General features: G+C 56.1%; 26 protein-coding genes. 18 read left to right on the top strand and 8 right to left on the bottom strand.

Annotated features, from left to right (window positions below; genetic code table 11):
- The first annotated feature begins 82 nt into the window (after nt 1-82).
- The 4 genes from AC0JZ8_RS24830 to AC0JZ8_RS24815 are packed head-to-tail and all read left to right on the top strand — an operon-like array spanning nt 83 to nt 1,812.
- Complete coding sequence (locus tag AC0JZ8_RS24830) at nt 83-754, top strand: AAA family ATPase (RefSeq protein ID WP_471893908.1); 672 nt, start codon at nt 83-85, stop codon at nt 752-754.
- Nucleotides 751-1,086, top strand: a complete 336-nt coding sequence (locus AC0JZ8_RS24825; protein ID WP_471893907.1) for a stability/partitioning determinant — start codon at nt 751-753, stop codon at nt 1,084-1,086. The genes AC0JZ8_RS24830 and AC0JZ8_RS24825 overlap by 4 nt, the downstream gene beginning before the upstream one ends.
- Before the next feature lie 41 nt (nt 1,087-1,127).
- Nucleotides 1,128-1,517 (top strand): type II toxin-antitoxin system RelE/ParE family toxin, encoded by a 390-nt coding sequence (locus AC0JZ8_RS24820; RefSeq protein ID WP_471893906.1) that lies wholly within the window; start codon nt 1,128-1,130, stop codon nt 1,515-1,517.
- Nucleotides 1,495-1,812 (top strand): helix-turn-helix domain-containing protein, encoded by a 318-nt coding sequence (locus AC0JZ8_RS24815; RefSeq protein WP_471893905.1) that lies wholly within the window; start codon nt 1,495-1,497, stop codon nt 1,810-1,812. Before AC0JZ8_RS24820 ends, AC0JZ8_RS24815 begins: the two co-directional genes overlap by 23 nt.
- 125 nt (nt 1,813-1,937) lie before the next feature.
- Here the strand turns inward: AC0JZ8_RS24815 and AC0JZ8_RS24810 are convergent, their stop codons facing one another.
- Genes AC0JZ8_RS24810 through AC0JZ8_RS24795 form a run of 4 tightly spaced genes read right to left on the bottom strand, consistent with a single transcriptional unit; the run spans nt 1,938 to nt 5,078 of the window.
- The gene (locus tag AC0JZ8_RS24810; RefSeq protein ID WP_471893904.1) at nt 1,938-2,297 is read right to left on the bottom strand and encodes a hypothetical protein; all 360 of its coding nucleotides are present in this window, start codon (nt 2,295-2,297) and stop codon (nt 1,938-1,940) included.
- Complete coding sequence (locus AC0JZ8_RS24805) at nt 2,294-3,958, bottom strand: type IV secretory system conjugative DNA transfer family protein (RefSeq protein WP_471893903.1); 1,665 nt, start codon at nt 3,956-3,958, stop codon at nt 2,294-2,296. The genes AC0JZ8_RS24810 and AC0JZ8_RS24805 overlap by 4 nt, the downstream gene beginning before the upstream one ends.
- The gene (locus tag AC0JZ8_RS24800) at nt 3,955-4,263 is read right to left on the bottom strand and encodes a mobilization protein (protein ID WP_471893902.1); all 309 of its coding nucleotides are present in this window, start codon (nt 4,261-4,263) and stop codon (nt 3,955-3,957) included. The genes AC0JZ8_RS24805 and AC0JZ8_RS24800 overlap by 4 nt, the downstream gene beginning before the upstream one ends.
- An 11-nt stretch (nt 4,264-4,274) precedes the next feature.
- Nucleotides 4,275-5,078: an NYN domain-containing protein gene (locus AC0JZ8_RS24795; RefSeq protein WP_471893901.1), complete on the bottom strand. Its 804-nt coding sequence runs from the start codon at nt 5,076-5,078 to the stop codon at nt 4,275-4,277.
- Between the two features lie 261 nt (nt 5,079-5,339).
- Here AC0JZ8_RS24795 and traA point away from each other — a divergent pair, with 261 nt between their 5' ends.
- The 9 genes from traA to AC0JZ8_RS24750 all read left to right on the top strand — a co-directional run bounded on the left by traA (nt 5,340) and on the right by AC0JZ8_RS24750 (nt 17,804).
- Nucleotides 5,340-8,942, top strand: a complete 3,603-nt coding sequence (gene traA / locus AC0JZ8_RS24790) for a Ti-type conjugative transfer relaxase TraA (RefSeq protein ID WP_471893900.1) — start codon at nt 5,340-5,342, stop codon at nt 8,940-8,942.
- A 100-nt stretch (nt 8,943-9,042) separates the two neighbouring features.
- A complete protein-coding gene (locus AC0JZ8_RS24785; RefSeq protein ID WP_471893899.1) occupies nt 9,043-9,336 on the top strand; it encodes a HigA family addiction module antitoxin in 294 nt (97 codons plus the stop codon).
- On the top strand, nt 9,333-12,095 hold the full coding sequence (locus tag AC0JZ8_RS24780) for a class I SAM-dependent DNA methyltransferase (protein ID WP_471893898.1): 2,763 nt from the start codon (nt 9,333-9,335) through the stop codon (nt 12,093-12,095). The genes AC0JZ8_RS24785 and AC0JZ8_RS24780 overlap by 4 nt, the downstream gene beginning before the upstream one ends.
- 83 nt (nt 12,096-12,178) lie before the next feature.
- Entirely contained in the window at nt 12,179-14,152 is a 1,974-nt protein-coding gene (locus tag AC0JZ8_RS24775) for a DEAD/DEAH box helicase (protein WP_471893897.1), read from the top strand.
- Nucleotides 14,145-15,341, top strand: coding sequence for a GIY-YIG nuclease family protein (locus tag AC0JZ8_RS24770; protein ID WP_471893896.1), 1,197 nt, complete (start codon nt 14,145-14,147; stop codon nt 15,339-15,341). The genes AC0JZ8_RS24775 and AC0JZ8_RS24770 overlap by 8 nt, the downstream gene beginning before the upstream one ends.
- A 101-nt stretch (nt 15,342-15,442) precedes the next feature.
- The gene (locus AC0JZ8_RS24765; RefSeq protein WP_471893895.1) at nt 15,443-15,790 is read left to right on the top strand and encodes a hypothetical protein; all 348 of its coding nucleotides are present in this window, start codon (nt 15,443-15,445) and stop codon (nt 15,788-15,790) included.
- A 27-nt stretch (nt 15,791-15,817) separates the two neighbouring features.
- Nucleotides 15,818-16,309 carry a hypothetical protein gene (locus AC0JZ8_RS24760; RefSeq protein ID WP_471893894.1) on the top strand — a complete coding sequence of 164 codons (492 nt, stop codon included), beginning with the start codon at nt 15,818-15,820 and terminating at the stop codon, nt 16,307-16,309.
- The gene (locus tag AC0JZ8_RS24755) at nt 16,306-17,262 is read left to right on the top strand and encodes a tyrosine-type recombinase/integrase (protein WP_471893893.1); all 957 of its coding nucleotides are present in this window, start codon (nt 16,306-16,308) and stop codon (nt 17,260-17,262) included. The genes AC0JZ8_RS24760 and AC0JZ8_RS24755 overlap by 4 nt, the downstream gene beginning before the upstream one ends.
- Nucleotides 17,263-17,291: 29 nt before the next feature.
- Nucleotides 17,292-17,804, top strand: a complete 513-nt coding sequence (locus tag AC0JZ8_RS24750) for a hypothetical protein (RefSeq protein ID WP_471893892.1) — start codon at nt 17,292-17,294, stop codon at nt 17,802-17,804.
- A 4-nt stretch (nt 17,805-17,808) separates the two neighbouring features.
- On the opposite strand, the gene AC0JZ8_RS24745 is transcribed toward AC0JZ8_RS24750, so the two are convergent.
- The 4 genes from AC0JZ8_RS24745 to AC0JZ8_RS24730 are packed head-to-tail and all read right to left on the bottom strand — an operon-like array spanning nt 17,809 to nt 20,718.
- On the bottom strand, nt 17,809-18,498 hold the full coding sequence (locus AC0JZ8_RS24745; protein ID WP_471893891.1) for a hypothetical protein: 690 nt from the start codon (nt 18,496-18,498) through the stop codon (nt 17,809-17,811).
- Nucleotides 18,499-18,523: 25 nt separating this feature from the next.
- The gene (locus AC0JZ8_RS24740) at nt 18,524-18,751 is read right to left on the bottom strand and encodes a hypothetical protein (protein ID WP_471893890.1); all 228 of its coding nucleotides are present in this window, start codon (nt 18,749-18,751) and stop codon (nt 18,524-18,526) included.
- Between the two features lie 22 nt (nt 18,752-18,773).
- Nucleotides 18,774-19,970, bottom strand: a complete 1,197-nt coding sequence (locus tag AC0JZ8_RS24735; RefSeq protein ID WP_471893889.1) for an ImmA/IrrE family metallo-endopeptidase — start codon at nt 19,968-19,970, stop codon at nt 18,774-18,776.
- A gap of 31 nt (nt 19,971-20,001) precedes the next feature.
- Nucleotides 20,002-20,718: a hypothetical protein gene (locus AC0JZ8_RS24730; RefSeq protein ID WP_471893888.1), complete on the bottom strand. Its 717-nt coding sequence runs from the start codon at nt 20,716-20,718 to the stop codon at nt 20,002-20,004.
- A gap of 460 nt (nt 20,719-21,178) precedes the next feature.
- Between AC0JZ8_RS24730 and AC0JZ8_RS24725 the strand changes: the two genes are divergently transcribed.
- The 5 genes from AC0JZ8_RS24725 (at nt 21,179) to AC0JZ8_RS24705 (ending at nt 25,487) form a co-directional block, all read left to right on the top strand.
- Complete coding sequence (locus tag AC0JZ8_RS24725; RefSeq protein ID WP_471893887.1) at nt 21,179-21,385, top strand: hypothetical protein; 207 nt, start codon at nt 21,179-21,181, stop codon at nt 21,383-21,385.
- Complete coding sequence (locus tag AC0JZ8_RS24720) at nt 21,382-21,957, top strand: hypothetical protein (RefSeq protein WP_471893886.1); 576 nt, start codon at nt 21,382-21,384, stop codon at nt 21,955-21,957. The genes AC0JZ8_RS24725 and AC0JZ8_RS24720 overlap by 4 nt, the downstream gene beginning before the upstream one ends.
- Nucleotides 21,958-22,015: 58 nt before the next feature.
- Nucleotides 22,016-24,085: a ParB/RepB/Spo0J family partition protein gene (locus AC0JZ8_RS24715; protein ID WP_471893885.1), complete on the top strand. Its 2,070-nt coding sequence runs from the start codon at nt 22,016-22,018 to the stop codon at nt 24,083-24,085.
- A gap of 254 nt (nt 24,086-24,339) precedes the next feature.
- A complete protein-coding gene (locus AC0JZ8_RS24710; RefSeq protein ID WP_471893884.1) occupies nt 24,340-24,582 on the top strand; it encodes a hypothetical protein in 243 nt (80 codons plus the stop codon).
- Between the two features lie 194 nt (nt 24,583-24,776).
- On the top strand, nt 24,777-25,487 hold the full coding sequence (locus AC0JZ8_RS24705; protein ID WP_471893883.1) for a helix-turn-helix domain-containing protein: 711 nt from the start codon (nt 24,777-24,779) through the stop codon (nt 25,485-25,487).
- Nucleotides 25,488-25,684 lie beyond the last annotated feature (197 nt).

The raw sequence follows: 25,684 nt of genomic DNA, 5'->3' as shown, positions 1-25,684 counted from the left end.
TGCTGATAGCAAGCTGCATGTAAATTGTTTATAAATACATATCTGCTAGCTTTCTGCTAATTAGCAGATTTGGAGATGCTTCATGCCAGTCATTTCATTCGTATCGAGCAAAGGTGGAGTTGGTAAAACAACATCTGCTGTCGTGCTCGCTGGGGAGTTCGCGGCGGCCGGTCGCAGTGTGGTCTTGATTGACGCCGACCCCAACCGCCCGCTTGAAGCCTGGGCCCGTCTGAAAGGGACGCCGGACACCCTCCAGCTTATGATTGATGATTCAGCCGAGACTATCATCGATACGATCGAGGAGGCCCGGGCAAATGCTGATTTTGTTATCGTTGACCTGGAAGGAACCGCCACCGACCGAATTGGTTTTGCGATTGCCCGTTCTGATCTCGTTTTAATTCCGCTCCAAAGCTCTGTTCTTGACGCGTCAGAGGCCGCTAAGTCCGTGAAGCTGGTTCACCAGATGCGGAAGGTTGCTAATCGGGAGATTCCTTATAGGGTTTTCTTCACGCGCGTCCCGCCCGCTATTCGCGAACGAACCGCTCGCGATATCGATCGACAGTTTTCCGACGCGGCAATCCCGGTCTTGCCTGCAACTCTGATCGACCGCGCTGCTTACCGGGCACTGTTTTCTCTCGGCGGAATACTTCACGATCTGGAACGATCCGATGTGTCGGGATTGGAAAGCGCCAAAGAAAATGGTCGGGAATTTGCCCAAGCGGTTATCAACGTTTTGAAAGGAGAGGGTGCATGAGTAGCGAAGATAAGAAGCGCGCGACCCTCGATTTTGGAAATCTGAACAACACACCAGCACCGCCTGTCGACAATGATGCTGTGAAAGCTGCCACCAGAGCCGCTGGTTTCCGAGAAACGCCCAAGGCTACAGCTTCCGAAGCAGCAGCCCCCATTCGAGCTACCCGTAGAACTCGTCGAAAAACAGGACGTACAGAACAATTCGCCACACGCCTTCGCGCAGATACGATCGAGGCGATTTACAATTATGCGGATCAGCATGAGATCACGTTGGCCGAGACCATCGAGCGCGCAATCGCTGCTCTTAGGGATGATGCGAAGGGACGCTCTTGAAGTGTAACGCTTGGTGTTATATTTAAGGTGTAGGAAGTGTCGTGAGAGTTTTTAAAAACGGTTGGTTTCAGAAGTTTGCCCGGAAAGAGAAAATCTCTGACGCGATGCTTTGTGAGGCTGTTGCGCGCGCCGAACGCGGCCAGATTGATGCCGACCTAGGGGCTGGCCTCATTAAGCAGCGCGTTGCTCGGCCCGGCGCTGGTAAGTCTGGCGGATTCCGGACACTGGTTTTCTTTCGAGCGCAAACGAGAGCGGTCTTTGCGTTCGGGTTTGCGAAGAGTGATATGGCCAATCTCGATGCTGGGGATGAGGCTTACATGAAAAAGGCCGCGAAACTCGTCTTGGGATTTACAGACGCGCAAATGAAAGCGGAAGTCGATACGGGGCGAATGTTAGAGGTGAAATGCGATGACAAAGACTTACAAGAGTGAGGCAATGGCAGCCGTCCATGAAATGATGGAGGGATTTTTCGAGTCCGGCGCGATCGACAAACAGACGATGCGTGAATTTGATGAAGGTTGCCTGACAACAGTAGAGGCGCTGACTCCGGAGGAAATTCGCACTATCCGTGAGCGCGAAAGTATCTCGCAGCCCGTTTTCGCCCGCTATCTCAACGTCAGCAAGGGGCTGGTTTCGGATTGGGAACGCGGCGTTAAAAGGCCAAGTGGTCCGGCGCTCCGTTTGTTAACGGTTGTCCGGAATAAAGGCTTGCAGGCGATTGCTTGATTGTGCGGCGGGAGCCGCACCAGGCCCGGAGGCGAATGCTCTTATCCAAATTGGGCTGTAGAGAGCCGGAGGGCCTTTTATGACAAAGCCCCGGCGTTCAGCGCCGGGGACCGTATTGAAGCTCTTCAGTGTACCGTTGGTTTCGGCGCAGAGAGCATTTTGACCGCCATTTTCACGACTTTCCGAAACTTTCGCCAATTAGGTAAATTCTGCTCATTCACCCTTTCCTGAATTGCAGATAGCACCCAACCTACACAAGCATCATCCTCTACAGCTCTGTAAGCATCCGAGCGCGCGAAACATGCAAGGATACGAGGCCGAGCATCACCATTCTCTTTCGGGATGTTGGCGATCAGCTCCTGTGCTTCGCGGTAGGCATCGGCCATATACTGGCGCTTTTCCGGACCACTTTGCGCAATCATGCCGAAAGTCCATTCCAGCGTTTTGAACATGGCCTCAGCTTCCTTAACTGCATCGTCACTCATGCCGGATCAAAAGCCCCGCTGAACTCAGGATCTATATAATAGGCGAGCTTGCCGGCGACGATCGGTCGTTGGCCGGCGAGGAACAGCAGTTGCCCTTGCGCTGGCAGGTTGCGTACTTCGTCGGGAGTGAGCAGCGGTCGGGCCGTGTGTTGCTGGCTGTAGGAGATCCCGGATTTTTCGGAATCGAGAGCGCGAGCCATGGTCTGGAAGACGACTGTTTCCTGTCCTAGCAGATCAGACACCAGCCGGGCGCTGTCGTGATCGTTGACGCCGAAGACCTGAAGCACGCCAGCGTTTGAGAGGAAGGTGCCAGCGCGCTGTCCGTAGGTGGCGCGCAGCTGGTGGACATCTTGCAGTATTGGCCAGAGCTGGACGCCGTAACCCGCCATGAGGCCCATGGCACGCTCGACGGGAGCCAGGTGGCCGAGTGCGGCGAACTCATCAAGCAGGTAGAGAACCGGCACGGGTGGTTTTGCCGGATCACGGGCCATGTCGAGCAGGCTTTGGCTGACAAGCAGGCGCAGCCAGCGTGAATAGGTGGACAGACGATCGGGCGGCAGGACAAGGAACACCGTCGCATTGCCGTGCTTGAGATCGGCAAAGCGGAAATCGGACCTGCTTAGCGCCGTTGTCATGCGCGGGCTGTCGAGGAAATGGGTATGGCGCTGCGCGGCTGACAGCACGCCTGCGGCCTCGCGATCGGATTTGCCAAGGTGGCGATTTGCGGCTCTGGCGATCAGGCCGCCCGCCTCGTCGGAGTCCTGCATGCGCTTGAGCAGGGCGGCGAATGTCTCCGGAGCGACCGTGAGATATTCGCGTAGCGTGCCGAGGTGACGCCGGCCGGGAGATTCGACGGCGACGATCTTGAGCAGAAGGCCGGCAATAAGAGCCTTTGCTTCCTCATTCCAGTGCGCCTCACCCGCCATGCCTGGTTCATCGAACACGAGGGCGTCGGCCAAGGTGCTGGCGTCTTCAGCGACATCGAGGCTGGCCGGATCGAGCGTGTCGAGAGGATTGAACGCGGCCGAGCGCATGCCGGTGACGCCGAAGGGGTCGATGACATGGACCGGCCCGAACTTTTGCCGCGCGCGGCCAGCGATTTTTGCATTCTCTCCCTTGGGGTCGATGCAGATCACGGAGCGGTCGGCGGTCAGCAGGTTCGGGATGATGGTTCCGACACCCTTGCCGGTGCGCGTCGGGGCCATGGTGAGAAGATGTGCCGGCCCGTCATAGCGCATGAGGTTTTTCGACTTCGGATCGCGGCCGATCAGCAGGCCGGTATCGGATCGGGTGAGGGGAGCGATTTCCTTGTTGGTGGCAAAGCGGGCCGAGCCGTGCGTATCGTCGGCCATGTCCCCGAAGTGGATAATCAGCGGATTGGTGATGACGCGGAAAACGATCCAGACGAGGACTAGTAGCGTCACGAGATCGAGCGCGAGAAACGGAACGCTGCCGACGCCGAAGCCCATTTGCTGAAGCGCGAACCGGCCGCCGAAGCCGACGACGAACAGCGCCATGACGAGGAGGAAGAGAACCCCAAGCAGCGGCTTCCAGATTCGGAAGGGAGCCGTCAGCAGAGAAACGAATGCCCATAGCGGATCACGGGCGGCAGCACGCAACATGTTCTTGAAGGCGGCCCATGCAAGCGTTGCCCGACTCATGAGGCGGCCTCCGTGCTGTTGCTATTCTCTGCCGTGTTCGCCGGCTCCGGCCCGAGCAGATCGGCAAAGAGCGCCTTGTCATTGTCGCGGGTTAGGAAGCCGGGCAGCTCGCGGCGCAACCAGTCACCGAGGCGCTTGGTGAATTCCGGATCGTTAGTGTTTTCGAGACGATGCAGCACAAGAGCGCCGAGCAGTACCTTGCGGCGTGTGTCGTTGGCGCGATCTTGTTTCGAGAGCCTGGCTTTCAGCGCCGAGCGCTGCGCATCCAGCTCAGCCAGGCGCTGTTCGATGGACTTCCTTGCCACGGTTGATCCTTTCACTTCGTTGCGGGAGCGGCCTTGAGCTTGACCATGATGATTTTCGGATGATCGCCGGTGCGCTCAATGTCCACGAGGCCGGACGCCTCGACCAGCTCGGAGAGGCGCGCGAAGCCATAATTGCGGGCGTCGAAATCCGGAGCCTGTTTCGCCAGATGGCCGCCGACACGCGCGAGATTGGCGCGGCCGTCTTCCTCAGTGGAAGCGGTCACGGCCTTCGCAAGCATTTCGAGCGCGCCTTTATCGAGTGCCGGTTTTACCAGCGCAGGTTTGGCGGCGGGCAATGCAACTTCTGCCGTCACAATGGACTGCCGCGCTTTCCGCTCTACGGCAATAGCCGCCGCTTCCTGCTCTGGTGCCGTGGCGTTCAGCACGTCGAAATAAACGAACTTGTCGCAAGCCGTGATGAACGGGCGAGGGGTCTTGCGTTCGCCAAAGCCATAGACCGTCACGCCCTGTTCTCGCAGCCGCGATGCAAGTCTGGCAAAGTCGCTGTCGCTCGATACGATGCAGAAACCGGAGAAGCGTCCTGTGTAAAGCAGGTCCATGGCGTCGATGATCATCGCGCCATCCGTCGCGTTCTTGCCCGTCGTGTAAGCGAACTGCTGCACCGGTTGAATGGAGTGCTCAAGAAGGCACTCTTTCCAGCCTTTGAGGTTGGGGCCTGTCCAGTCGCCATAGATGCGCTTGACGCTGGCGACACCGTAGTTGGCAATCTCGGCAAGCAGGCCCGTGACGATCTTCGGAGAGGCGTTGTCGCCATCGATCAGTAGAGCAAGCGTTGCAGTCGTCTCATTCGCCATGCTTTTCTCCAGCTTTTCATGTTTGTGTGCACACTAGACAAACATGAACGTTTCACAAGACTTTGCGTACCGCTGATTGTCATGGTCCACAACGCTCGCTTCAATGCCCCTTTTTTACCGGTGAAATTTTTTGGAAAGATGGTTCCGCGAGCGCCATACCGTGGCCGATTGAGCGGAGCGATTGAGGCTACCAAGGGCGCACTTACGACTTGCTGCGCAAGTCAGTGCTCTGTATCCTCTCTTGGAATTCGAGGATGTCGTTTGGCGATCTACCATCTCAGCGCAAAGCCAATCTCGCGATCGTCCGGTCGCAGCGCCGTAGCATCGGCGGCTTATCGTTGCGCCGTTCGCCTGACGAACGAACGCGATGGCCTTGTGCATGACTTCACTCGCAAGCAAGGTGTAGAGCATACCGAGATCGTCCTTCCGGAAGGCGTTTCGGCCGATTGGGCTTTGGACCGTTTGACCTTATGGAATGCGGCCGAGCGTGCCGAAAACCGGAAAGACGCTCGTGTCGCCCGCGAATTCGAGATTGCGCTTCCGCATGAGCTATCGGCGGAAGGGCGGTTGAGGGCAACGCAGACCTTCGCTCAGGATTTGGCGAACCGGTATGGCGCAGCGGTGGATTTTGCGATCCATGCGCCGCATGAGCAGGGCGATGTTCGAAATTATCATGCGCATGTGATGATGACGACGCGGGCGGTCTCGGAAGAGGGATTGCGCGACAAGACCAATCTTGAGCGAAAGAATGCATGGTTGTTGGCGAACGGTATCGCTACCACCGACATGCAGCTCCGGGAAATCCGCCAGTCGTGGGAGCATATCGCCAACAAGCAGTTGATGCGTGAGGGTCTGGATATTCGCATCGACCATCGTTCGCATTCCGAGCGTGGACTTGAGATCGAGCCGACCGAGCATATGGGCGTGCATGCCACGCAGATGCTGCGCCAGGGGATGGAGGTCGAACGATCGCGGCTGGACGAAGAGCAGGCGCAGCGCAACGCCGAACTGATCCGGGAAAAGCCAGAGCAGGTTTTGACGCTGATCACCGGCGAAAAGAGCGTGTTCGATCGGCACGACATTGCGCGGACTTTGCATCGCTACATCAACGATGACGCGCAGGCCTATCAGAATGCGTTTGCGCAGGTGATGGCCTCGCCGGCGCTGGTGATGCTTCAGGCCGAGCAGAAGGACGCGCAGACCGGCGAGGTTTTGAAAGCGCGCTATTCGACGCGGGAAATGTGCGAGACCGAAAGCAGCATGATGCAGGCGGCCGAGCGCTTGCACCAGGCGCAGAACCATGGCGTCGATCGGCGGCATGTCGTCCGCGCGATCGGGCGGCAGGATGCCGCCATCCAGAAAAGTTCTGGCGATGTTTCGGCTCGGCTTTCAGACGAGCAGCGCCAGGCGATCGAATATGTCACGGGGCCGGAGCGCATTGCTGCTGTCGTCGGATTCGCCGGCGCTGGCAAATCCACCATGCTCGCAGCCGCCCGTGAGGCATGGGAGGCGCAGGGCTACAAGGTTCATGGTGCGGCACTGGCCGGCAAGGCGGCCGAAGGGTTGGAGGAGAGTTCAGGCATCCAGAGCCGTACTCTGGCGTCATGGTCCCGCGGTTGGGAAAACGACCGCGGCACGATCGGCCGCGGCGACGTGTTTGTCATCGATGAGGCCGGCATGGTGGGAAGTCGCCAGCTCGCCCGCTTCATTGGGGAGGTGGAGCAGCGCGGCGCGAAGATCGTGCTTGTCGGAGACCATCAGCAGCTACAAGCGATCTCGGCCGGCGCACCGTTCCGCATCCTTGCCGAACGTCTCGGCCATGTTGAACTGTCGGAAATCCGGCGTCAGCGTGAGGGCTGGCAGCGGGAGGCGTCGGTAGCCTTTGCCACGCATCGGACGGCCGAGGGGCTGGCTGCCTATCGGGATAACGGAAACATCAGTTTCGCGGACACCGGCGACGAGGCGCGGGCGGCGATCGTGCAGGACTACCTTGCCGACCGTGACGCACGGCGCGGTAGCGATCAGCGTCCGGACGGCACCCGGGTTGCCATGGCGCATCGCCGCGCCGATGTGCGGGCGATCAATCAGGACATTCGTTCCGGCCTTCAGGAGCGCGGTGAGCTGGCCCGAGGTGAAGAGAACGGCGCACTGACTTTTCAGACCAATGACGGCAAGCGGGAGTTCGCACCGGGCGACCGGATCGTGTTCCTTGAGAACAATCGCGACCTCGATGTGAAGAACGGGATGCTTGGCACCGTCGAGCATGTCGAAGCCGGCCGCATCATTGCGCAGCTCGACGGCCGGGGCGGCGATAGCGTCAGCATTCCCACCGACAGCTATCAGGCGATCGATCACGGCTATGCGACCACCATCCATAAAAATCAGGGGGCGACGGTCGATCGCGCCTTTGTGCTGGCGTCCGCCACCATGGACCAGCATCTGACCTACGTCGCCATGACCCGGCATCGCGACGGCGTGCAGCTCTATGCCGCGCAAGACGAGTTCACCAATGCCGGCCGGTTGGTCGAGCACGGGACCGCGCCCTATGAGCATAATCCCGAGGCTCGCGAGAGCTATTTCGTGACGCTCGAAAACGACAAAGGTGAACAGCGCACCGTCTGGGGCGTCGATCTCAAGCGTGCCCTGCAGGAAGCTTCGCCCGAGATCGGGGACAGGATCGGCCTGCAGCATGAAGGGGCCACTCCTGTCACGCTTCCGGACGGCACACAGACCGAACGCAATTCGTGGCGTGTCGTGGAGGGCGGCGAGCTGGCCTATCAGCAGCTCGAAAGCCGCCTGTCGCGTTCCGGCGCGAAGGAAACCACGCTGGATTATGTCAGGGATTTTGCCGAGCGGCGGGGGATCGCGGAGCGTTTCGGCGTCAGCAGCGAGATCGAGGTTGATCGTGCTGCAATGCAACGTCAGGATCAACGCTCCCCTGCGCCCCATCTCGCACGGGAGCATCAGGACCGGCTTGCGGTCGAGACAGGCGTTCATGATGAGCGACTTCGATCGCAGGCCGGTCCTGAGCACGGTCGCGTAGATTCTACCCAGGATAATCCCGGCCGAGACTCTGGCGACGATCGACAGCGCCAGCGGCTGACCGAGAAGTCAGAGCCACTTGTGCCGGCGATCACGCGCCATGATCTCAGCGTCGAGCATGTTGCCCGCGAAAAGGCGATGTCCGTCTTCGAACAGCGGTTTGAGGCCGTGGAGTCGGTGGCACGGCATGTTTTCCGCGATCCGGTCGAGGTCGCGGGCCGCCTGAAGGCTGCCATCATCGAGAAGGAAGGCAATGGCAAGGTGATGGCGAAGGCCATGGCCGAGCAGCCCGAGCGGTTCGGGGAACTACGCGGCAAATCAGGTCTGCTTGGTGACAACAAGGAACGGAAGGCCGCCCTGTATTATGCGAAAGCGGTTGCCACGCATATAGGCAGTTCTGCTGAAGGGTGGGAGTGGCGTCTGGCAGAGGAGCGAAAATCCGAGCAGTGGCAGCGCGAAAAGCGTGATGTCGTCGAGGTTCCAGGCCTCTCGCCGCGTAGCGCCGAAATTATCGCTCAAGTCGAGAAGACGCCGATCGAGAAACGCGGCCAGTTTATCAATGAGTTGCGATCGTCTCCCGATGGCCAGATCGCGCTCGAGGAAGCCAGGCTGGTCGCCAATGCGCTCACGCGCCGGTTCGGTCATTCCGATCCTCGTAACTTTGCCAAGGAGCTTGAGCAGCATCCAGAGCTGGCGAAGCAGGCTGAGCAGATCAAAACCATTGCCCGCATGGTCGATCGGACGCGTATGGCCGAGCTGACCCATGAACACACCTTGAAGCAGCAGCTTACCCGATCAAAAGGACTTGGCCTAAGTCGATAATTCAAACTGTGGCTAATTGCCTGTCTCCTCCATGGAAAAGTTGTCGAGTGTCGATTATCACTATAAGCGTTTTGGCATTGAAGTTTATTGAGAACGTCGTATGCATCCAGGAACAGTAGTTCGACAGGATTGCCTTGAAAAGTATGGGCTTAGCGTTACTGACGCAGCTCGCGTGCTTGGCGTTGATCGGCAGACTCTCAGCAATTTGTTGAACGCCAGATCAGGTATCTCGCCAGAGATGGCTGTCCGGCTTGAAAAAGCATTTGGAACGCCCGCGCGCGAATGGCTTCTGCGCCAGCTTGATCATGAGTTAGCAGAGGTGATGCGTCGGGCAAATAAGATCAAGGTTGAGCCTTTCCGGTTGGGTCCATCGGAGGCAGGGGGAAGTACATGAACGCGGTCGAAATTGAAGAAGCCATATCGGCGCTGGCGGAGCGGCCGTTCGATGCCGACGAATTTCCATATGCGTTCCTTGAGGCCTTCGGAAACAAGGAGACTACCCTGAAGCGCTTGCGCAAAGGTGAGTCCAACAAATCCGACCTTGGCGGCGTTCTCCAGACGAACAACATTCACATTGCCACCTGTAATCCCGGCAACGTGACTCGCACGCTGGAGGCATTGAAGACGAGCCCGGCTACGGCGCGGGCGAAAGCGCGTTTCGTGCTGGCGACGGATGGTGATCTGTTCGAAGCTGAAGACCTTACGACTGACGATGCGCCGATCTCTTGCGCCTTCACGGATTTCCCGAACCATTTTGGGTTTTTCTTGCCGTTGGCTGGCATCACGACGGTCAAGCAGGTGCGCGAAAGCTCATTCGACATTCGGGCAACCAGCCGGTTGAACCGGCTTTATGTCGAGCTCCTGAAGGATAATCCCGAATGGGGAACGGCGCAGCGCCGGCATGACATGAACCATTTCATGGCACGGCTGATATTCTGCTTCTTCGCTGAGGACACCGAGATTTTCGACAGCGGAGCTACATTCACGTCGGCGATCGAGACGATGAGCGCCAAGGATTCGTTGAACACCCATGAGGTGATAAGCGAATTATTCCGTGCCATGAACACGAGAGCGGAAGCACATGCCGCCACCGGTGTTCCACGCTGGGCAAGCCGCTTTCCTTATGTGAACGGGGGGCTGTTTTCGGGTAGCACCGATGTGCCGCGCTTCAGCCGCATTGCTCGTTCTTACCTACTGCATATCGGAAGTCTCGACTGGAAAAAGATTAACCCGGACATTTTTGGATCGATGATCCAGGCGGTGGCCGATGACGAGGAGCGTGGCGCACTCGGCATGCACTACACCAGCGTGCCGAACATCCTCAAGGTGCTCAATCCTCTCTTCCTCGATGATTTGCGTGAGAAGCTGCATGAGGCCGGCGACAATGCGCGTATGCTGCTCAACCTCCGAAAGCGTATGTCGAAGATCCGTGTGTTTGATCCAGCCTGTGGATCAGGAAATTTCCTCGTCATTGCTTACAAAGAAATTCGAGCCATTGAGGCGGAGATTAATCGCCGTCGTGACGAGCCCGACCAACGCACAGAAATTCCGCTGACAAACTTTCGTGGTATCGAACTGCGCGATTTTCCAGCCGAAATCGCGCGCTTGGCGCTCATCATCGCCGAATACCAGTGTGATGTGCTGTATCGTGGCCAGAAGGAAGCGCTCCGCGACTTCCTGCCACTAGACGCCCAAAACTGGATTACCTGCGGAAACTCGCTGCGACTTGATTGGCTAAGTATTTGTCCGCCTACTGGTAAGGGAGTTAGGCATCAATCAGATGATCTTTTTGGATCTCCAGTTAAGCAAGCTGAAATTGAATTTGAGAATGAAGGTGGAGAGACTTATATCTGCGCTAATCCCCCTTATCAGGGGAGCGTAAACCAAACGACTTTGCAAAAGGAGGATATGGCACGAATTTTTTCGTCAATTTTTCCGAAATATAAAGATTTAGACTATGTAGCGGCCTTTATGTTTAAGGCCGCGCAGTTTAATCGCCTTACAGGGTCTGCATCTGCATTTGTTACTACAAACTCCATAACGCAAGGCGAGCAGGTTGGAATGTTGTGGCCTCTAATATTTGGTGAGGGAAACGTTATAAATTTCGCTCACAAGTCTTTTCTTTGGAGTAATCTTGCTAGCAACAAAGCGGCGGTAACCTGTATAATTGTTGGTCTTTCTACAATTAGGCCACCTCTATCTAAGTTGTTTTCTGCGGATATGGTTCAAGAGGTTCCTATCGTAGGGCCATATCTTGTCTCTGGTTCGCAAAATATCGTCGTAAAGCGGAACGTGCCGCTCCATCCACTTTCTCGAATGGATTATGGAAATAAGCCTACAGACGGCGGGAATCTAATCCTATCTCCCGAAGAGCGTGCACTGTTATTGAGTGAAGCGCCGGAATCTCATAAGTGGATTAGAGAGTACATAGGATCTCAAGAATTCATACGAGGTACACGTAGGTACTGCTTGTGGATAGAAGACGATCATATTAGTGCCGCCCGTGCAGTTCCGAGCATTAATCGAAGAATTGAAAAGGTGAGGCAGCTTCGTTCAGAAAGCCGTGGCCAGCAAGCCAATCAAAATGCCAGAACATCTCATAGATTTGTTTTCTCGCCGCACACTAATGGTGTCAGTATAGTTGTTCCTCGCCATTTTTCAGAAAGGCGTGAATATGTTACAGCTGGGCTTCTGAATGGAGAGGTTCAGGTAATAGCGGATTCTGCCTCTGCGATATACGATGCAAATCTCGTGGATTTTTCGGTCCTTTCTTCCAAATTGCATATGGTTTGGGTTGATACCGTCGCAGGAAGGATAAAGACAGATTATCGTTACTCTAGTACCCTAGTTTGGAACACGTTCCCGGTTCCCGCTCTTACAGAAAAAAATAGAGTGGATCTTACCAGATGCGCTGAAGATATTCTTCTTGCTCGGGAGGCTCATTTCCCGGCTGCGATTTCTGAGCTTTATGATCCAGAGACCATGCCTGAAGATCTTCGTGCGGCACATGATCGTAACGATGAAGTGCTTGAGCGGATTTACATCGGCCGTCGGTTTAAAAATGATACAGAACGGCTCGAAAAGCTGTTCGAACTCTATACGAAGATGTCCGCCACGCAGGGGACAAGATTGAAGGCAGGGGCGCGCGCTTGACCAATAGTTCTATTAAATCAGTTCCTTCTGTTTCAGTTGCGTATGCAAGCAATGGTAGCTCCACGAAGGCCAATGAGTTCGGAATGCGCCCGATGCAGGAGCGTGTATTTGAAAAGCGTGGCGAGCAATATTTACTCATCAAGTCGCCGCCTGCCTCGGGTAAGAGTCGAGCGTTGATGTTTATCGCGCTCGATAAGCTGACAAACCAAGGCATAAAGCAGGTCATCATCGTCGTGCCGGAAAAATCCATCGGCTCCAGTTTCCACGACGAGCCGCTTAGCAAGCATGGTTTCTGGGCCGACTGGAGCGTCGAGCCGAAGTGGAATCTCTGCAATGCTCCGGGTAACGACAATGGCGGCAAGGTCAACGCGCTCGGAGTCTTCCTTGAAAGTGGAGACAAGGTGCTGGTCTGCACCCATGCGACCTTCCGCTTCGCTGTCGACAAGTTCGGGATCGAGGCCTTCGATGATCGACTGATCGCGGTAGACGAATTCCACCACGTCTCGTCCAACCCCGACAACAAGCTCGGCCTGCATCTGGGTGAGTTCATCACGCGTGACCGCGTTCACCTCGTTGCTATGACCGGCTCTTATTTCCGGGGCGACGCCGAGGCGGTATTGGCGCCGCAGGACGAGGGTAAGTTCGAGAGCGTTACCTACACCTATTACGAGCAGCTAAACGGCTATCAGTATCTTAAGCAGCTCGATATCGGCTATTTTTTCTACTCGGACTCCTATGCCGACGACATCCTGAAGGTGCTGAACCCCGCCGAGAAAACGATCATCCACATCCCGAACGTCAATTCGCGCGAGAGCACGAAGGACAAGATCAAGGAAGTCGAGCACATCATCGAGGAGCTGGGCACCTGGCAGGGAACCGATCCCGTCACCGGCTTCCAGTTGGTGAAGACGGCGGACGGCAGGATTCTACGCATTGCCGATCTGGTCGATGACGATCCCGCCAAGCGCGACCGTGTGTCCGCCGCGCTTAAAGATCCCGCCCAGAAAAACAACCGAGATCACGTCGACATCATCATTGCGCTCGGCATGGCGAAGGAAGGTTTCGACTGGATTTGGTGTGAGCACGCGTTGACGGTCGGTTATCGTTCTAGCCTGACCGAGATCGTGCAGATCATCGGCCGCGCTACCCGCGATGCGCCGGGCAAAACACGCGCTCGTTTCTCAAACCTAATTGCTGAGCCTGCTGCAGCCGACGACATCGTTACAGAGGCCGTAAATGACACGTTGAAGGCCATCGCCGCCAGCCTGCTGATGGAGCAAGTGCTTGCGCCCCGATTTGAGTTTAGGCCGAAGAACCCGCAAAATGAACCTACACCTGGATTTGACTATGGTGAGGGCGGCTACGACCCAGACAAGTGTAATGTCGGATTCAACGATGAATCGGGCAAGTTTCAGATCGAGATCAAGGGGTTGGCTACGCCCAAAAGTGAGGAAGCGACCCGTATCTGCCAACAAGACCTTAACGAGGTAATCGCGGCTTTCGTACAGGACAAGACGACGATTGAGCGCGGCCTGTTTGACGAGGAGTTAGTGCCTGAGGAACTGACCCAAGTGCGTATGGGAAAGATCGTCAAGGACAAGTTTCCGCATCTCGATGCCGAGGATCAGGAAGCGGTACGCCAGCACGCGGTTGCCGCGCTGAACCTCACCCAGAAAGCAAAGGAGGTCGCGGCCGGCAGTTCGCTCGGTGAGGAAAAGAGCAACACCGCCTTTGTCGACGGTGTTCGCAAGTTCGCGATGGATGTGAAGGAGTTGGACATTGACCTGATCGACCGGGTCAATCCATTCGGCGAGGCCTATGCCATCCTCGCCAAGACGATGAGCGAGGAGAGCCTAAAGCAGGTTGCCGCCGCCATTGCCGCCAAGCGCACCAGCCTTACCCCCGACGAGGCCAAGGTAATCGCCAAGCGCGCTGTCGAATTCAAGCGCGAGCGCGGACGGCTGCCATCAATCAGCTCGGCCGATGCCTGGGAAAAGCACCTTGCCGAAGGCGCCGCCGCATTCGTCCGATTCAAGGATGAGGGCCGCTATGAGTGACTTTGACCTTGATGAACTCCGCGACGAATTGGCAGACTTCGCCCAGCCGGAGAAGAAGGGTGGCCGTTCGCCGCGCGAGGAACGCATTATCGCTGGCTATGAGGAGATTCAACGTTTCGTAGAAAAGAACGGCCACTCGCCCCGGCATGGTGAAGGCGGCGACATCTTCGAGCGGCTTTATGCTGTCCGGCTCGACCGGTTTCGAGCGCTGGAAGAATGTCGATCGCTTCTCACACCGTTCGACACCCAAGGACTGCTGAGAGGCACGCTCGATATTGATGTCATTGCGGCAGATTCGATGGATGACGATGCTCTGATGGCCGAGCTGGAAGGCGCTGCAGGTTCTTTAGACATTACGACGCTTCGCCATGTGCGGACTAGCGCGCAGAAGCGCGAAGCCGAAGAAATAGCCCGCCGGGAAAAATGCCTGGATTTCGAAAGGTTCAAGCCGCTATTTCAACAGGTGCAGGCCGATCTTGAGAGCGGTACCCGCACAACCCGGCAGTTCGTCAAGGATTCGGGTTTCTTGAAAGCCGATATTCAAGTGGGTCAGTTTTTCATCCTTGGCGGCCAGACAGCATATGTCGCTGAAGTTGGTGAACCCATTAAGGCGCCGAATGGCGAAACCGACGCAAGGCTTCGTGTGATCTATTCCAATGGCACCGAAAGCGATCTGTTGCTGCGTTCACTACAGCGCGCCCTTTACAAGGACGAGGCCGGTCGGAGGATCACAGAACCAAGCGCCGGCCCTTTGTTCTCTGGTGACAAGGGCGACGACGATGTCGCAAGTGGCACCATCTATGTTCTGCGCAGCAAATCTGATCATCCGGTCGTCGCGGCTAATCGCGGTGTTTTACATAAGATCGGAGTGACTGGCGGTGATGTAGCTCGGCGGATTGCCAATGCGAAATTGGATCCCACGTTCTTGATGGCAGACGTGGAAATCGTCGCGACCTACACACTTTACAATATTAATCGTGTCAGGCTCGAAAATCTGATCCATCGGATATTTGAACCTGCCAGATTGGACGTTGAGATCAAGGATCGATTTGGCAAGCCGATAGCACCGCGCGAGTGGTTCCTCGTGCCGCGCTTCGTCGTGGATGATGCGGTGGAGAAGATCAAGGATAATACGATCACCGATTACACCTATGATCCCGTAACTGCACAGTTAGTTTTGTGCTCCTGAAATCGAGTATACCTTCTTGTGTGCAACGAAGGCATGGCACGACCGTTTACCTCTCTCATATATGTGATAATGTCCTTTATCATATATAGAAGTGGGATAAAATGGCGCGACATTTGCGGACGAATATCGAGATCGACAACTTCATTACGAAAGTTATTGCCGAGGCCAATCACCACGCGCCGAATGTAGCCGCGATCATAATGCCGCTTTCGAGTGCGGTGAGGGCGCGGTTGAATCTGGCAGTTGATAAAGTCGAGGTTTACGAGCGAAAAGGCAATCTGGCGAGGACATGCTGGGTAACGATTGGCGGCAACCGATACACATTCACGTACAATTACAGTTCGGGCCAGATTGATCTCAAAGCCGGGTCTTTGCAGGGAATGCTTAGGTCGAGTTTTGACAACCATACTCTTCACGCTGCAATCTTACTTCAAACTGCACGGCTTTAAACTTGCACGAGTTGCTTAGGGGGCAAGATGACCGATTTCTCAAAAAAGTCAGATGGTGAGATCGATCAGTGGATCGTGAATTTTGAAAAGCAGGGCCGGACAGACGCTCCGCTTTATTTCGAACTCCTTGAGGAGCGCGGCCGTCGCTCCGGCAAGCGACAGGGGCTCGATCTTGAGAAATCGATCTCCGCCCTAAAGCAGGCGGCGATTTCAGGGATCTGCATCACCTATGGCGACCTGGCAAAAGCAAGCGGCGTCGAGTGGAGCAAGGCGCGGCATCAGATGAACGGAAAACATGGTCATCTGGATCGGCTTCTGGAAATCTGCCATGCGCGAAAATTACCGTTGCTGACTGCGATCTGCGTCAACCAAAGCGGCCTGCAGGATGGAGAACTGGAGAAAAATGCCCTTTCCGGCTTTGCCGAAGGCTCGCGGCGGATTGGTCGCTCCTTTGCGGATGAGTTGGCGTTTCATCATGCTTGCCGCGAGGAGTGCTGGACTTGGGGTCGGGCGCAATGAGCTTCGTCATTGCATCCGACGCGGATATATTGCCGGTCGCAATTGCGATAAGCGCAGAGCGGGTGCGCATGCGGTTCCTTGAGTTCTTCACCGCCCGGATTCGTAATCATAATACCCGCCGATCGTACCTCAAAGCTGCTTCGGAGTTTCTAAGCTGGTGCGATGCGCGAGGCGCTCGCTCTCTCGACACGATCACCCCTATTCATGTTGCCGGCTGGGTCGAGGAAATGACGCACACGCATTCGGCGCCGACCGTCAAACAAAGGTTGGCGGCGGTGCGGCACCTGTTCGACTGGCTCGTCACGGGACAGGCTATGGCGTCCAATCCCGCCCATTCTGTACGCGGCCCGAAGCACTCCCGTAAACGCGGTAAGACCCCTGCCCTCTCGGCCGAGGAAGCCCGCCAGCTCCTAGACAGCATTTCCACTGAAACACTGATCGGCAAGCGTGATCGCGCACTGATCGGGCTCATGACCTACACGTTTGCCCGCATTGGTGCCGCGACGAGCATGGAGGTGCGCGACGTATTCAGCCAGAACCGCCGGTTATGGGTTCGATTGCACGAAAAAGGTGGCAAGCAGGTCGAGCTGCCCTGTCATCATTCGCTTGAAGCCTTCCTGGACGACTTTATCGAGGCGGCCGGCCTGCAGGGGACACCCCGAGCGCCCTTGTTTCAGACCATTAGGCGCGGCACTGATAAGTTTTCCGGCAATACCCTACCCCAAGCCAATGCCTATGCAATGATCCAGCGTCGTGCGATCGCGGCAGGTATCAGCACGGCCGTGTGCAATCACACCTTTCGAGCGACGGGGATTACCACTTACCTGAAAAACGGTGGAACACTAGAAAAAGCAGCTAATATTGCCAACCACTCATCTACCCGGACCACGCAGCTTTATGATCGTCGAAGTGATGATGTAAGCTTAGATGAAATCGAGCGGATATTGATTTGAACCAATAAGTTATGGGGTGGTTTTGCGCGGTGACAAAGATCAATCATAATAGACCGACGCTTCGCCTTCTAGACAACTACCGGCGCGAGCTGAGGTCCCAAGCGCACGAATACAGCGTCTCCGAGGCAGCTTCGGAAATTGCGGTCAGTGGTAAAATCAAAAGAATGCCGGGTGTGAGCCAATCGGCGCAGCAACTCATTATTTCTATGTTTGACGCTGCTGATCTCTATTTTGTGGTTTTCTCAAAATTGCTGAAAACCTTGGATCCCGATGCTGGAAAATCGTTGCGTAAGAAGCGGGCATCGTTCCAGAAAGAAATTGAGGACGCGAAGTCGGCTCTTATAGCTGCATGTGTGAAACTAGTAGCGGAGGCCTTGCGTGAGAAAATCGAAGGCAAGAAAGGCGTTGCAGAGTGGCTAACTTGGTTCCAGGACGAGGCGCAACGTACCAATGATTACGGGCTGCTTGATATCCTGGAAATTGGCATAAAGCCGGCCTTTCAAAGGATTGACGTTGCCATCGAGGAGGGCGCCTTTCGATAATTGGTTAGGTTGCAACAAAACGGGATGCCGGCGTTCCGCATTTTGTACACTTCATTTTCAGCTTCAGTTCTTCGAACGTTAGTCCGTTACCTGCATAGACTCTGAGCTTGTCATTCGAGATGATAGCTGTGTCAGAATAGGTGCGGCAAAGCGAGGTCGAGCAAAAAACTTGCATGTTCAAATCGCTGTCAGCCCATGAACTCAAAGTCCTGGTTTTTTCATCGAGTTGGTCTACGATGGTTTTCAGACGACGGACTTCGTTCTTTACCCAGACAGTCGGCTCATCCAGCTTTCGCCAGATAATTGCACGCTCTCTCTTAAATTTCGTCTCTTGTGGTTGTATCCTTTTCCCACGCTTGTAGGCCGTCGTCGTGTCACGAGCGGCCATTGCTATGTAGTCATAGTCTTCCTTATGGGTGTCTTTAAAACAAACTGTGATGTTTTCATCGCGATTAAAATCAAATTTTTCTCCTGAAATATAATATATCCCGTAGAAGTCCTCAAAAGGGTATCCGTCGTAATCCTCCCATTTTCTGAATTTTATTCTGAAATGTTTTTCGAAATATATAGAGTAGTTTCTTATTCTACGAATTACGTCGCTTATCTCTAGTAAGGATGCGCCATCAATGGATGGATTATGCTCTTTGCTAGGTGGGGAGATCGTGTATTCATCGTAGATCTGTAGGTTTTTCATGGGAGCCTAAAAGCTGAAAACTAGCCTAACTGGCCGTTTGCAGGTCATTGATGAGATCGTCTATATTTCCACGAATATTATGTTCGACTGAATCGAACTCCATCGCTTTCAAAAGATAATCCAGTACATTTTGACGATCAGCAGAAGCTATGTCGGATAGTTTCGTTGCCGCTAAGTCGCGGTTTAGTTCAGCAGCCTCATCTGGGGATATATAGCCACCCTCATCAAGGCCAAGAAATTCTTCCAGTCTCATGGGATTCCTTCACTTTCCAGCTTCACTTCCGCGACGGGAAGGGCAAAATGGTTGAAGCTTCACCGGTGTTACGATCTGTCAGGGTGTCCCGCAGCTTCAGCCCTATGACCTCTGCATTTCTAGAAAACCATCCTGGCGGCAAGGCCGTGAGGTTTTCAATGTCGCCAGCTTTCATGGTGAACTCTACGCTCAGCAGATCGGATTTGCTGCGCACGGCTGAATCCACGATCAGCTGCAGGGCGTTGGCAAGAACTGTCGGCTCTGAAATCGGCCAGTTCTTATCCAGAGGCTCTTCCCGGCTCCATCCCTTGGCCGAATACAGCTTGTAAAGTGATGTCGCATGGTCGGAGGGGATGATATCCAGATCCGAAAGGCGTCGGATCTGCGCCTTTACCGAAACCCGCCAGCGCTCCTTCAGGGACAGTAGAGACGCAAGCGACGCGCTCTTTACCTCATAAGAATATGTGGTTGCAGGCATCAGGAATGCGCTTGCAAACCGAAACGCCTGGCGCTCGATCTCCTTGAGATCCTTCTTCAGCTCCTCCTCGGTAACGTGGCGATGCAGGATCGCGTGACCGAGTTCGTGCGCAGCATCCATCTGTCGGCGCGGGAATGACATCTTATCCGTCGACAACAGAATGTGCGGTCGGTCGCTGCCTTCAACCCAACTGCACAGCCCATCCAGCTTGGATGTTCCCATTTCAATAGAGCCGACAATGCATCCGAGGCGTTCGAGCAGCGGCATCATATCGATGCACGGGCCATCACCAACATTCCAATGGATACGCAGGTCCGATGCAATCTGCTCGATATCTTCGTCGCGGAGCTGCTTATAGGACGCACCCTGCAACACGTCCGGAATATCAACCTCCGGGAAATCCACATAATGCTCGACGATGCTGCTGATTTCCTGCAGCCAGTGCATCTGGGATTCCTGGTAGTTCAGATCTTTCACCAAAGTCGATGCCAAGGTGCGATAAAACAGAGGCCGGTCGCTGTTGGCGACCGGTCTAAGAAAAAACTCTCTGCGAACGTGAAGGTGAGCCGCCAATTCGGCTAAGGCATCAGCATCAGGGGCGCTGGTCCCGTCCTCCCAGCGGGTAACGGTACTGGGGTTGACGCTGATCAGGGTGGCCAATGCCTTTTTGCTTAGAATTCTTCGTGCTGCTCTCGCCTCGATCAATCTTTCAGGGACGAACCCCGGAGTTCCTACACGCATGCATTTCCTTCCCCGGCTTTATCAGCACGGGTCACTTTGTATCTCTCTCGTTGTCATCACCGCCGTCAGGCCGTTCCGGCGGCACAAACGGTTTGATCGTCTTCTTCAGGCTGATGACGGGTGCTTTCGCGCCAGTCCCAGACGACGGCGCTGGGGCAATTACCGGCTCATCGGCATAGCCTTCAAGGTATTTGTCGAGCGGTTCGTAAAAAAGATACTGTTCATAACCAGCATCGATCACGCCAATCGCGAATTCACTGATCTTTCCGGCCTGTTCACGGTCACGAGCAACAAGAAGCAAAATAAGAATGTCACCAATCTTGGGGCCAGTTCCATCAAGGTCAAGCCGTGGTGAGAGGTAATAATTGAGCGTTACGCCAGCCTTGCGTGACATGTTCTTGACGGGCAGCACCTTCGGCTCAGGTATAGCGGCAAGGCCGAAAATGACCCCCTGCCCATTCACTTCAAATCGCATGAAAGGCTGGAAGATTTTCAGGTCGGTGAACGGAATGATTCCATTCTCGAGCAGTTTGCCACCATGGAGTTCGCAGGTTTCCCGAAACCCTTTTTCCATCATACGAAAACGCGCCTGCCCTTCCAGCTCCCGGCTTCCCCTGGGATCAAGTCCGGCATGATCGCGCACCATTGTGAAGGCTTTAAGTGCCGACGCACGTAGCCGGTCTTCCAGATCAAGAAAGAGATTCTTGAACAAGGCCGGGGGAAATCGCCGCTTTATAAAATGCTCCACAGTGCGCTCCGCATCAAATTGCAAAATACAGGATTTATGTACTGAAAAATTGCGTAAAGAGCAAGTGGGAATAATTATCATCTACCTATTGCCACCAAAAGCAGCCGGGCACGTCTCTCCGCGACCAGGCTCTATTCCGCCGCGGCTAGGCCGCAGCTCCACGGAACCCCGTTCCGGGTTTCCGCCGACGAGCGGTGACGATCCTTCGTGCATCCGGCATTTTGCCGGGAGGTGACGCGCGATTGCGCGAGTTCGTTTGCCTGATGGGGGAACCGAGGGCTTTGCCCTTCTCGCCCCCAAAATAGCCTTCCGCCCAGCTTCCTCCACGCCCGCTTTGGCGGTCGCTCCGTGCAGCCGGTTCCCCGCGAAGGCTATTTTCCCCCTCCATCCCACCGCTCGCGCGGCCCCGGGAAGCAGGACGAGGTCCTGCTTCGCAGTCCAAAAAGGAAAGGACAAGGGAATGTGTGAACCTACTTTCGAGGAATGGTTTTTCAGCTTCGCGGGGGAACTGGCGCGGCTCAACGGTGACTTGCCGGATTTCGACGCCGCCTATGACCGATATTTCCCGGCCTACGAAGACGGCATTTGCGGCGGTACATGCGCCCGTCACGTCGCCGGGATCGGCTCGGCCGCCGTCTATGCCTACGAATGGGAGGACGCCGAATGATGCGCTTTGCCCCCTCACGCGAATTCTACATCCCGAACGGTTCCGTTAAGATCGCCGACAAGGCCAGCGATGGTATTGTCTATATCTACACCAGCCATAAGGGGCGACCCGCCGCCGTGGCCTTCCACGGTAAGGCCGCGAAGCCCGACTGGCATCATAGCTTTGCCAGCATGGCGGCCCGCGAACGCAAAATCCGCGAACATTTCGAGGGGCGGCGGCGTTGGTCGGAATGGAAGCAGGAGCGCCGCGACGAGCGCAAAAAACCGCACGGGTTCGAGACCGGCCATGTCCTTTATGCCTCATGGGGCTACGACCAGACCAACATCAATTTCTATCAGGTGACCGCCATCATCGGCGCACACATGGTGGAGGTCCGCGAGGTCGGACAAATCTCTGCCGACAGGGGCGATGAACCGTGGATGACCGGCAAGGTTGTCCCTCACCTCGACGCTTTCACCGGCAAGCCTATGCGCCGCCGCGTCAACGGGCGCTCCAAATCCGTGCGCATCGACAATGTGCGAACCGCTTTCCTCTGGGACGGTCGCCCCATCAGCTGGACCGGCTACGCCTGATGGCCGCTCCCCTCCCCCACTGACATTTTCCGATCACATCAACATGAGGACCATTCCCATGAACGCTATCACTGTATCCGAAACCATCGTTGGAGCCGTCGCCGCCGAGATCGAGGACAGCACCCTCGGCATCACCTATCTGTCATCTGATGCCAAGGAAATTCAGTTATTCCGCCTTGTTCCAAGCCCCGCCAACGTTCGGCGCTTCAATGCCGCAGTCAATGTCGGGGAACTGGCCGACAGCATCAAGGCGCATGGTCTGATTCAGAACCTCACCGTTCGGAAGGCGAAGCGCGGCAACAAATATGAGGTTGTCGCCGGCTCCCGCCGCCTTGCCGCGCTCACCCTTCTGGTCACGCAAGGCCGACTGGACAAGAGCACGCTCATTCCCTGCAACATTCGTTCCGGTGACGACAGCGACACCGAGATTTCCCTTGCCGAGAACACGCAGCGCGAGGCCATGCACCTCGTGGATGAGATTCTGGCCTATCGCCAGCTTGTCGAGGACGGCATGACCCCTGAAAACATCGCCGCCCGGTTCGGCCAATCCGTCGCCACCGTGCGCCAGAGGCTCAAGCTCGCCAATCTCTCCCCTAAAATTCTAGGGGAATTGCGCGAGGATAAAATTCGCATCGATCAGGCCAAGGCACTGGCAATCAGCGATGATCACACCGCGCAGGATCGGTCATGGTTCGAAACGCAGTCATGGAACCGGGACCCCTATTCTCTCCGTGCCATGCTGACCCGCGATCACGTCCGCAGCACTGACAAGCTCGTCCTATTTGTCGGGATCGAGGCTTACGAGGCCGCAGGTGGTGCGATCATGCGCGATCTGTTTGCCGAGGCCGACACCACGTTCCTGACGGATCGCGCTCTGCTCGTGACGCTGGCGACCAGACAGCTTGAACAGGAAGCCGATACCCTCAAAATCAAGGGGTGGAAATGGGTGGACGCAGGACTCGAGGCCTCAGCCATCCACAATGGCGGCTTTGCTCGTATCTTCCCCAAGGGCAACGTTCCGACCGACGCTGAACAGTCCGAGCTTTCCACCTTAGCCGAGCGCTTCGATGAAATCGCGGGCCGCATCGAGGACTATGCCGAGGGCGATCCGGCCATAGAGGCCGACGAGGCCGAGCTTGCGGGGATCGAAAGCCGCATGGAGGCAATCCGCAGCGCGGCCAAGGTCTACGATACTGGGGAAAAGGCACTGGCCGGGTGCATCGTGACCATTGGCAATGGTGGAACCCCGCAGATCGAGCAAGGGCTTGTCCGGCCCGAAGATCTGGCGGCGCTGCGTCTCTTGCGTAATCCGCAGGCCGCAGAGCAGGCCGACGAGATCGGCGAGGATGGCGAAGCCGCCAGCGCCGGGAACGTCCATGGCCATACCGCTGGTCATGGTGATAACGATGATGAGGCAGAGCAGGCAGTGACCTATTCGGCGGCGCTCATCGAGGAATTGACCGCGATCCGCACCGCCGCCATGCGCAACGAGCTGGTGACTCGCCCGAACCTTGCCCTCGCCGTCATGCTCTATCCGTTGGTCCTGAAAACCTTCCTGACCGGAAACGGCTATTGGCGAGTTGGTACGGCCATCGAGATCAGCGGCCAGTTGAAGGATTTGGCCCCGTCGATCAAGGAGCCGGAGGCATGCGCGGCGCTGACTGAGTGGACCCGCATTCACGAGACATGGGGCTACAAGCTCCCCGGGGATCCTGGTGACCTGTGGGAATGGCTGCTGGAACAGCCCCCGCATGAGCTTCTGGAGCTGCTGGCAGTCGTCACCGCTGCCAATATCAATGCCGTCGAGGCCAAGCATGATCACGACCGCGAGCGGCTGGCCCACGCCGATCAATTGGCCGTCGCGCTGAAACTCGACATGAAAAGCCATTGGGAGGCACAGGCCCCGTTCCTCTCCCGGCTGTCCAAGGTGCAGATTACTGAGGCGATGGAGGATGCCGGTTGCGCGAAAAGCGCGATCAAGGCCGCAGGCAAGGCCCCCAAGGCCGAGGCGGTCTCACTCGCGGAAAAGGCCCTTGCCGGAAAGGCATGGCTCCCCGGCCCGTTGCGCTCGAATGTTGATGATGAACAGCAGAACCACGACGACCTACAGGCTATGGCTGCTGGGTAGTGATAAGCGGGAATGTAGCCCGTTTTTCTCACAAACGAATAGAACCCGGCGCTTTCGCCGGGTTTTTACTGTAAAAAGATAGCAGATTATAATCTGTTTGTAAGCATAAATGTGGATCGTGCGAGCTGGTTCAAGCCGGGATCGACCCGGCTCAAACCAGTTGAGAGGCGCCCCCGCCCCGCCTCTCAAACTCTCCACCCACCCTTCGTCTCTTGGTGAGTGACCACTAAAAGATGCCACTGCAGATTTGCACCTTGCAGAATCAGTCCGAATCGCAGTTTCATGTAACGATGAGCACAGCGAAACCAGTCAGAGAAAAAGTGGCAGCCCATCGCCAGCGTTTGCGCGAGGCGGGGCGGGTATATGTAAGTACCGATCTTCCCACCGATCTGGTGGACTGTCTTGACAAGATCAAGACAGAACGCGGACTGGCGTCGCGGGCGCAAGTGTTTGAGTTGGCTTTAAAGGCGTTTGTTGAAAATGAAATAAGGGCATAACGAAAAAACCCCTCGCCGCTGGTAACGGCTAGGGGTTTTCGGTCAGTTACGACGTCGGCTTTTGGGGCCTTCCAATTTCAAGTCCCAACATAGTCGAGCGTTCACGAACCTGCAAGGGGTGTCCTTTGCAGGAACGATGAATCTTTGTTTGCTGTCCACAGTCATGCCCGCCTTAAAAGGAGGCGGAAAAGACCATGTTTGAACAGATTGGGACGGTGCTCGCAGGAGCGCCGGCCGAACGGGAACGCACACCTGTTCGGCGGCAGAGCCGTGCGCGCGGACGATGCGAAGGTGTCTTCTGGCGACGAACAAACCGGCAGGATGTACGCACGATCCTGCTCGCAGCGCGGCGCTATGAACTGGCCGGCCGGCAACCTGGTGCTCGCAATGGACCATTAGGAGGCGTGGCGATCGAGTTGCTGGAGCTGTTCGCCAATCTCGTTGATTTCCGCACTGGCCGGCTGGAGCCGTCGATAGACACCCTCATGTTAAAGCTCAGGCGCTCGCGTGACGCGATCGTGCGGGCGCTGAAGAACTTGCGCGCCCATGGCTTCCTCGACTGGCTGCGGCGCTATCAGCCGACTGGAAATGAGGGTCGTGGCCCCCAGGTGCAGCAAACCAGCAACGCCTATCGCATGTCCCTGCCCGATCGGGCGCGGCAGCTCCTTGGACGTTGGGGCATGGCCCCTCCTGTTCCGGATGATCGTGTTCAGGCGGAGGCAGAACGCGCCGAGAGTATCGAAGTACATCGGACATCGCTCGACATTGAGTCCCGAACCCTGTTCGATGTTGGCGATAATCCCCTGGGGCAGGCACTTGCCCGCCTTGGAAAGGCAATCAATCTACGTGAGTCCGCCAGACAGACTGAATCCCTATCTGGTTCTATAAATAATAGAAAAGAATAAATGGACGTCGCCGTTCGGACCTCTAACGAGGTCCTGCGACGGTTCCGGCCCGCGCTTATTGCGGGCCGGCTTGTCACCCATAGCATCCGACAACGCAGCCTTGCAGCTGCGGTCAATGTCCTATGGCTTTTGAAAAAGTGGGGAGGAAGATTGGTCATTAGAATATTTAGCAGCTTGTAAGCTGCTAGCTTTTTTGT

This window comes from Velazquezella soli, from assembly GCF_977018685.1.
The sequence above is the reverse complement of the archived record's forward strand: the minus strand, read 5'-3'. Positions and strand labels throughout refer to the sequence as shown.

What these genes read in the sequence shown, in the direction of transcription:
- AC0JZ8_RS24810 (WP_471893904.1), bottom strand. Translation starts at nt 2,297, where the DNA reads ATGAGTGACGATGCAGTTAAGGAAGCTGAGGCCATGTTCAAAACGCTG.
- AC0JZ8_RS24765 (WP_471893895.1), top strand. Translation starts at nt 15,443, where the DNA reads ATGGCGCGACATTTGCGGACGAATATCGAGATCGACAACTTCATTACG.
- AC0JZ8_RS24705 (WP_471893883.1), top strand. Translation starts at nt 24,777, where the DNA reads ATGTTTGAACAGATTGGGACGGTGCTCGCAGGAGCGCCGGCCGAACGG.
- AC0JZ8_RS24785 (WP_471893899.1), top strand. Translation starts at nt 9,043, where the DNA reads ATGCATCCAGGAACAGTAGTTCGACAGGATTGCCTTGAAAAGTATGGG.
- AC0JZ8_RS24805 (WP_471893903.1), bottom strand. Translation starts at nt 3,958, where the DNA reads ATGAGTCGGGCAACGCTTGCATGGGCCGCCTTCAAGAACATGTTGCGT.
- AC0JZ8_RS24720 (WP_471893886.1), top strand. Translation starts at nt 21,382, where the DNA reads ATGATGCGCTTTGCCCCCTCACGCGAATTCTACATCCCGAACGGTTCC.
- AC0JZ8_RS24770 (WP_471893896.1), top strand. Translation starts at nt 14,145, where the DNA reads ATGAGTGACTTTGACCTTGATGAACTCCGCGACGAATTGGCAGACTTC.
- AC0JZ8_RS24780 (WP_471893898.1), top strand. Translation starts at nt 9,333, where the DNA reads ATGAACGCGGTCGAAATTGAAGAAGCCATATCGGCGCTGGCGGAGCGG.
- AC0JZ8_RS24725 (WP_471893887.1), top strand. Translation starts at nt 21,179, where the DNA reads ATGTGTGAACCTACTTTCGAGGAATGGTTTTTCAGCTTCGCGGGGGAA.
- AC0JZ8_RS24740 (WP_471893890.1), bottom strand. Translation starts at nt 18,751, where the DNA reads ATGAGACTGGAAGAATTTCTTGGCCTTGATGAGGGTGGCTATATATCC.
- AC0JZ8_RS24815 (WP_471893905.1), top strand. Translation starts at nt 1,495, where the DNA reads ATGACAAAGACTTACAAGAGTGAGGCAATGGCAGCCGTCCATGAAATG.
- AC0JZ8_RS24745 (WP_471893891.1), bottom strand. Translation starts at nt 18,498, where the DNA reads ATGAAAAACCTACAGATCTACGATGAATACACGATCTCCCCACCTAGC.
- AC0JZ8_RS24760 (WP_471893894.1), top strand. Translation starts at nt 15,818, where the DNA reads ATGACCGATTTCTCAAAAAAGTCAGATGGTGAGATCGATCAGTGGATC.
- AC0JZ8_RS24795 (WP_471893901.1), bottom strand. Translation starts at nt 5,078, where the DNA reads ATGGCGAATGAGACGACTGCAACGCTTGCTCTACTGATCGATGGCGAC.
- AC0JZ8_RS24715 (WP_471893885.1), top strand. Translation starts at nt 22,016, where the DNA reads ATGAACGCTATCACTGTATCCGAAACCATCGTTGGAGCCGTCGCCGCC.
- AC0JZ8_RS24825 (WP_471893907.1), top strand. Translation starts at nt 751, where the DNA reads ATGAGTAGCGAAGATAAGAAGCGCGCGACCCTCGATTTTGGAAATCTG.
- AC0JZ8_RS24830 (WP_471893908.1), top strand. Translation starts at nt 83, where the DNA reads ATGCCAGTCATTTCATTCGTATCGAGCAAAGGTGGAGTTGGTAAAACA.
- AC0JZ8_RS24735 (WP_471893889.1), bottom strand. Translation starts at nt 19,970, where the DNA reads ATGCGTGTAGGAACTCCGGGGTTCGTCCCTGAAAGATTGATCGAGGCG.
- AC0JZ8_RS24775 (WP_471893897.1), top strand. Translation starts at nt 12,179, where the DNA reads ATGCGCCCGATGCAGGAGCGTGTATTTGAAAAGCGTGGCGAGCAATAT.
- AC0JZ8_RS24755 (WP_471893893.1), top strand. Translation starts at nt 16,306, where the DNA reads ATGAGCTTCGTCATTGCATCCGACGCGGATATATTGCCGGTCGCAATT.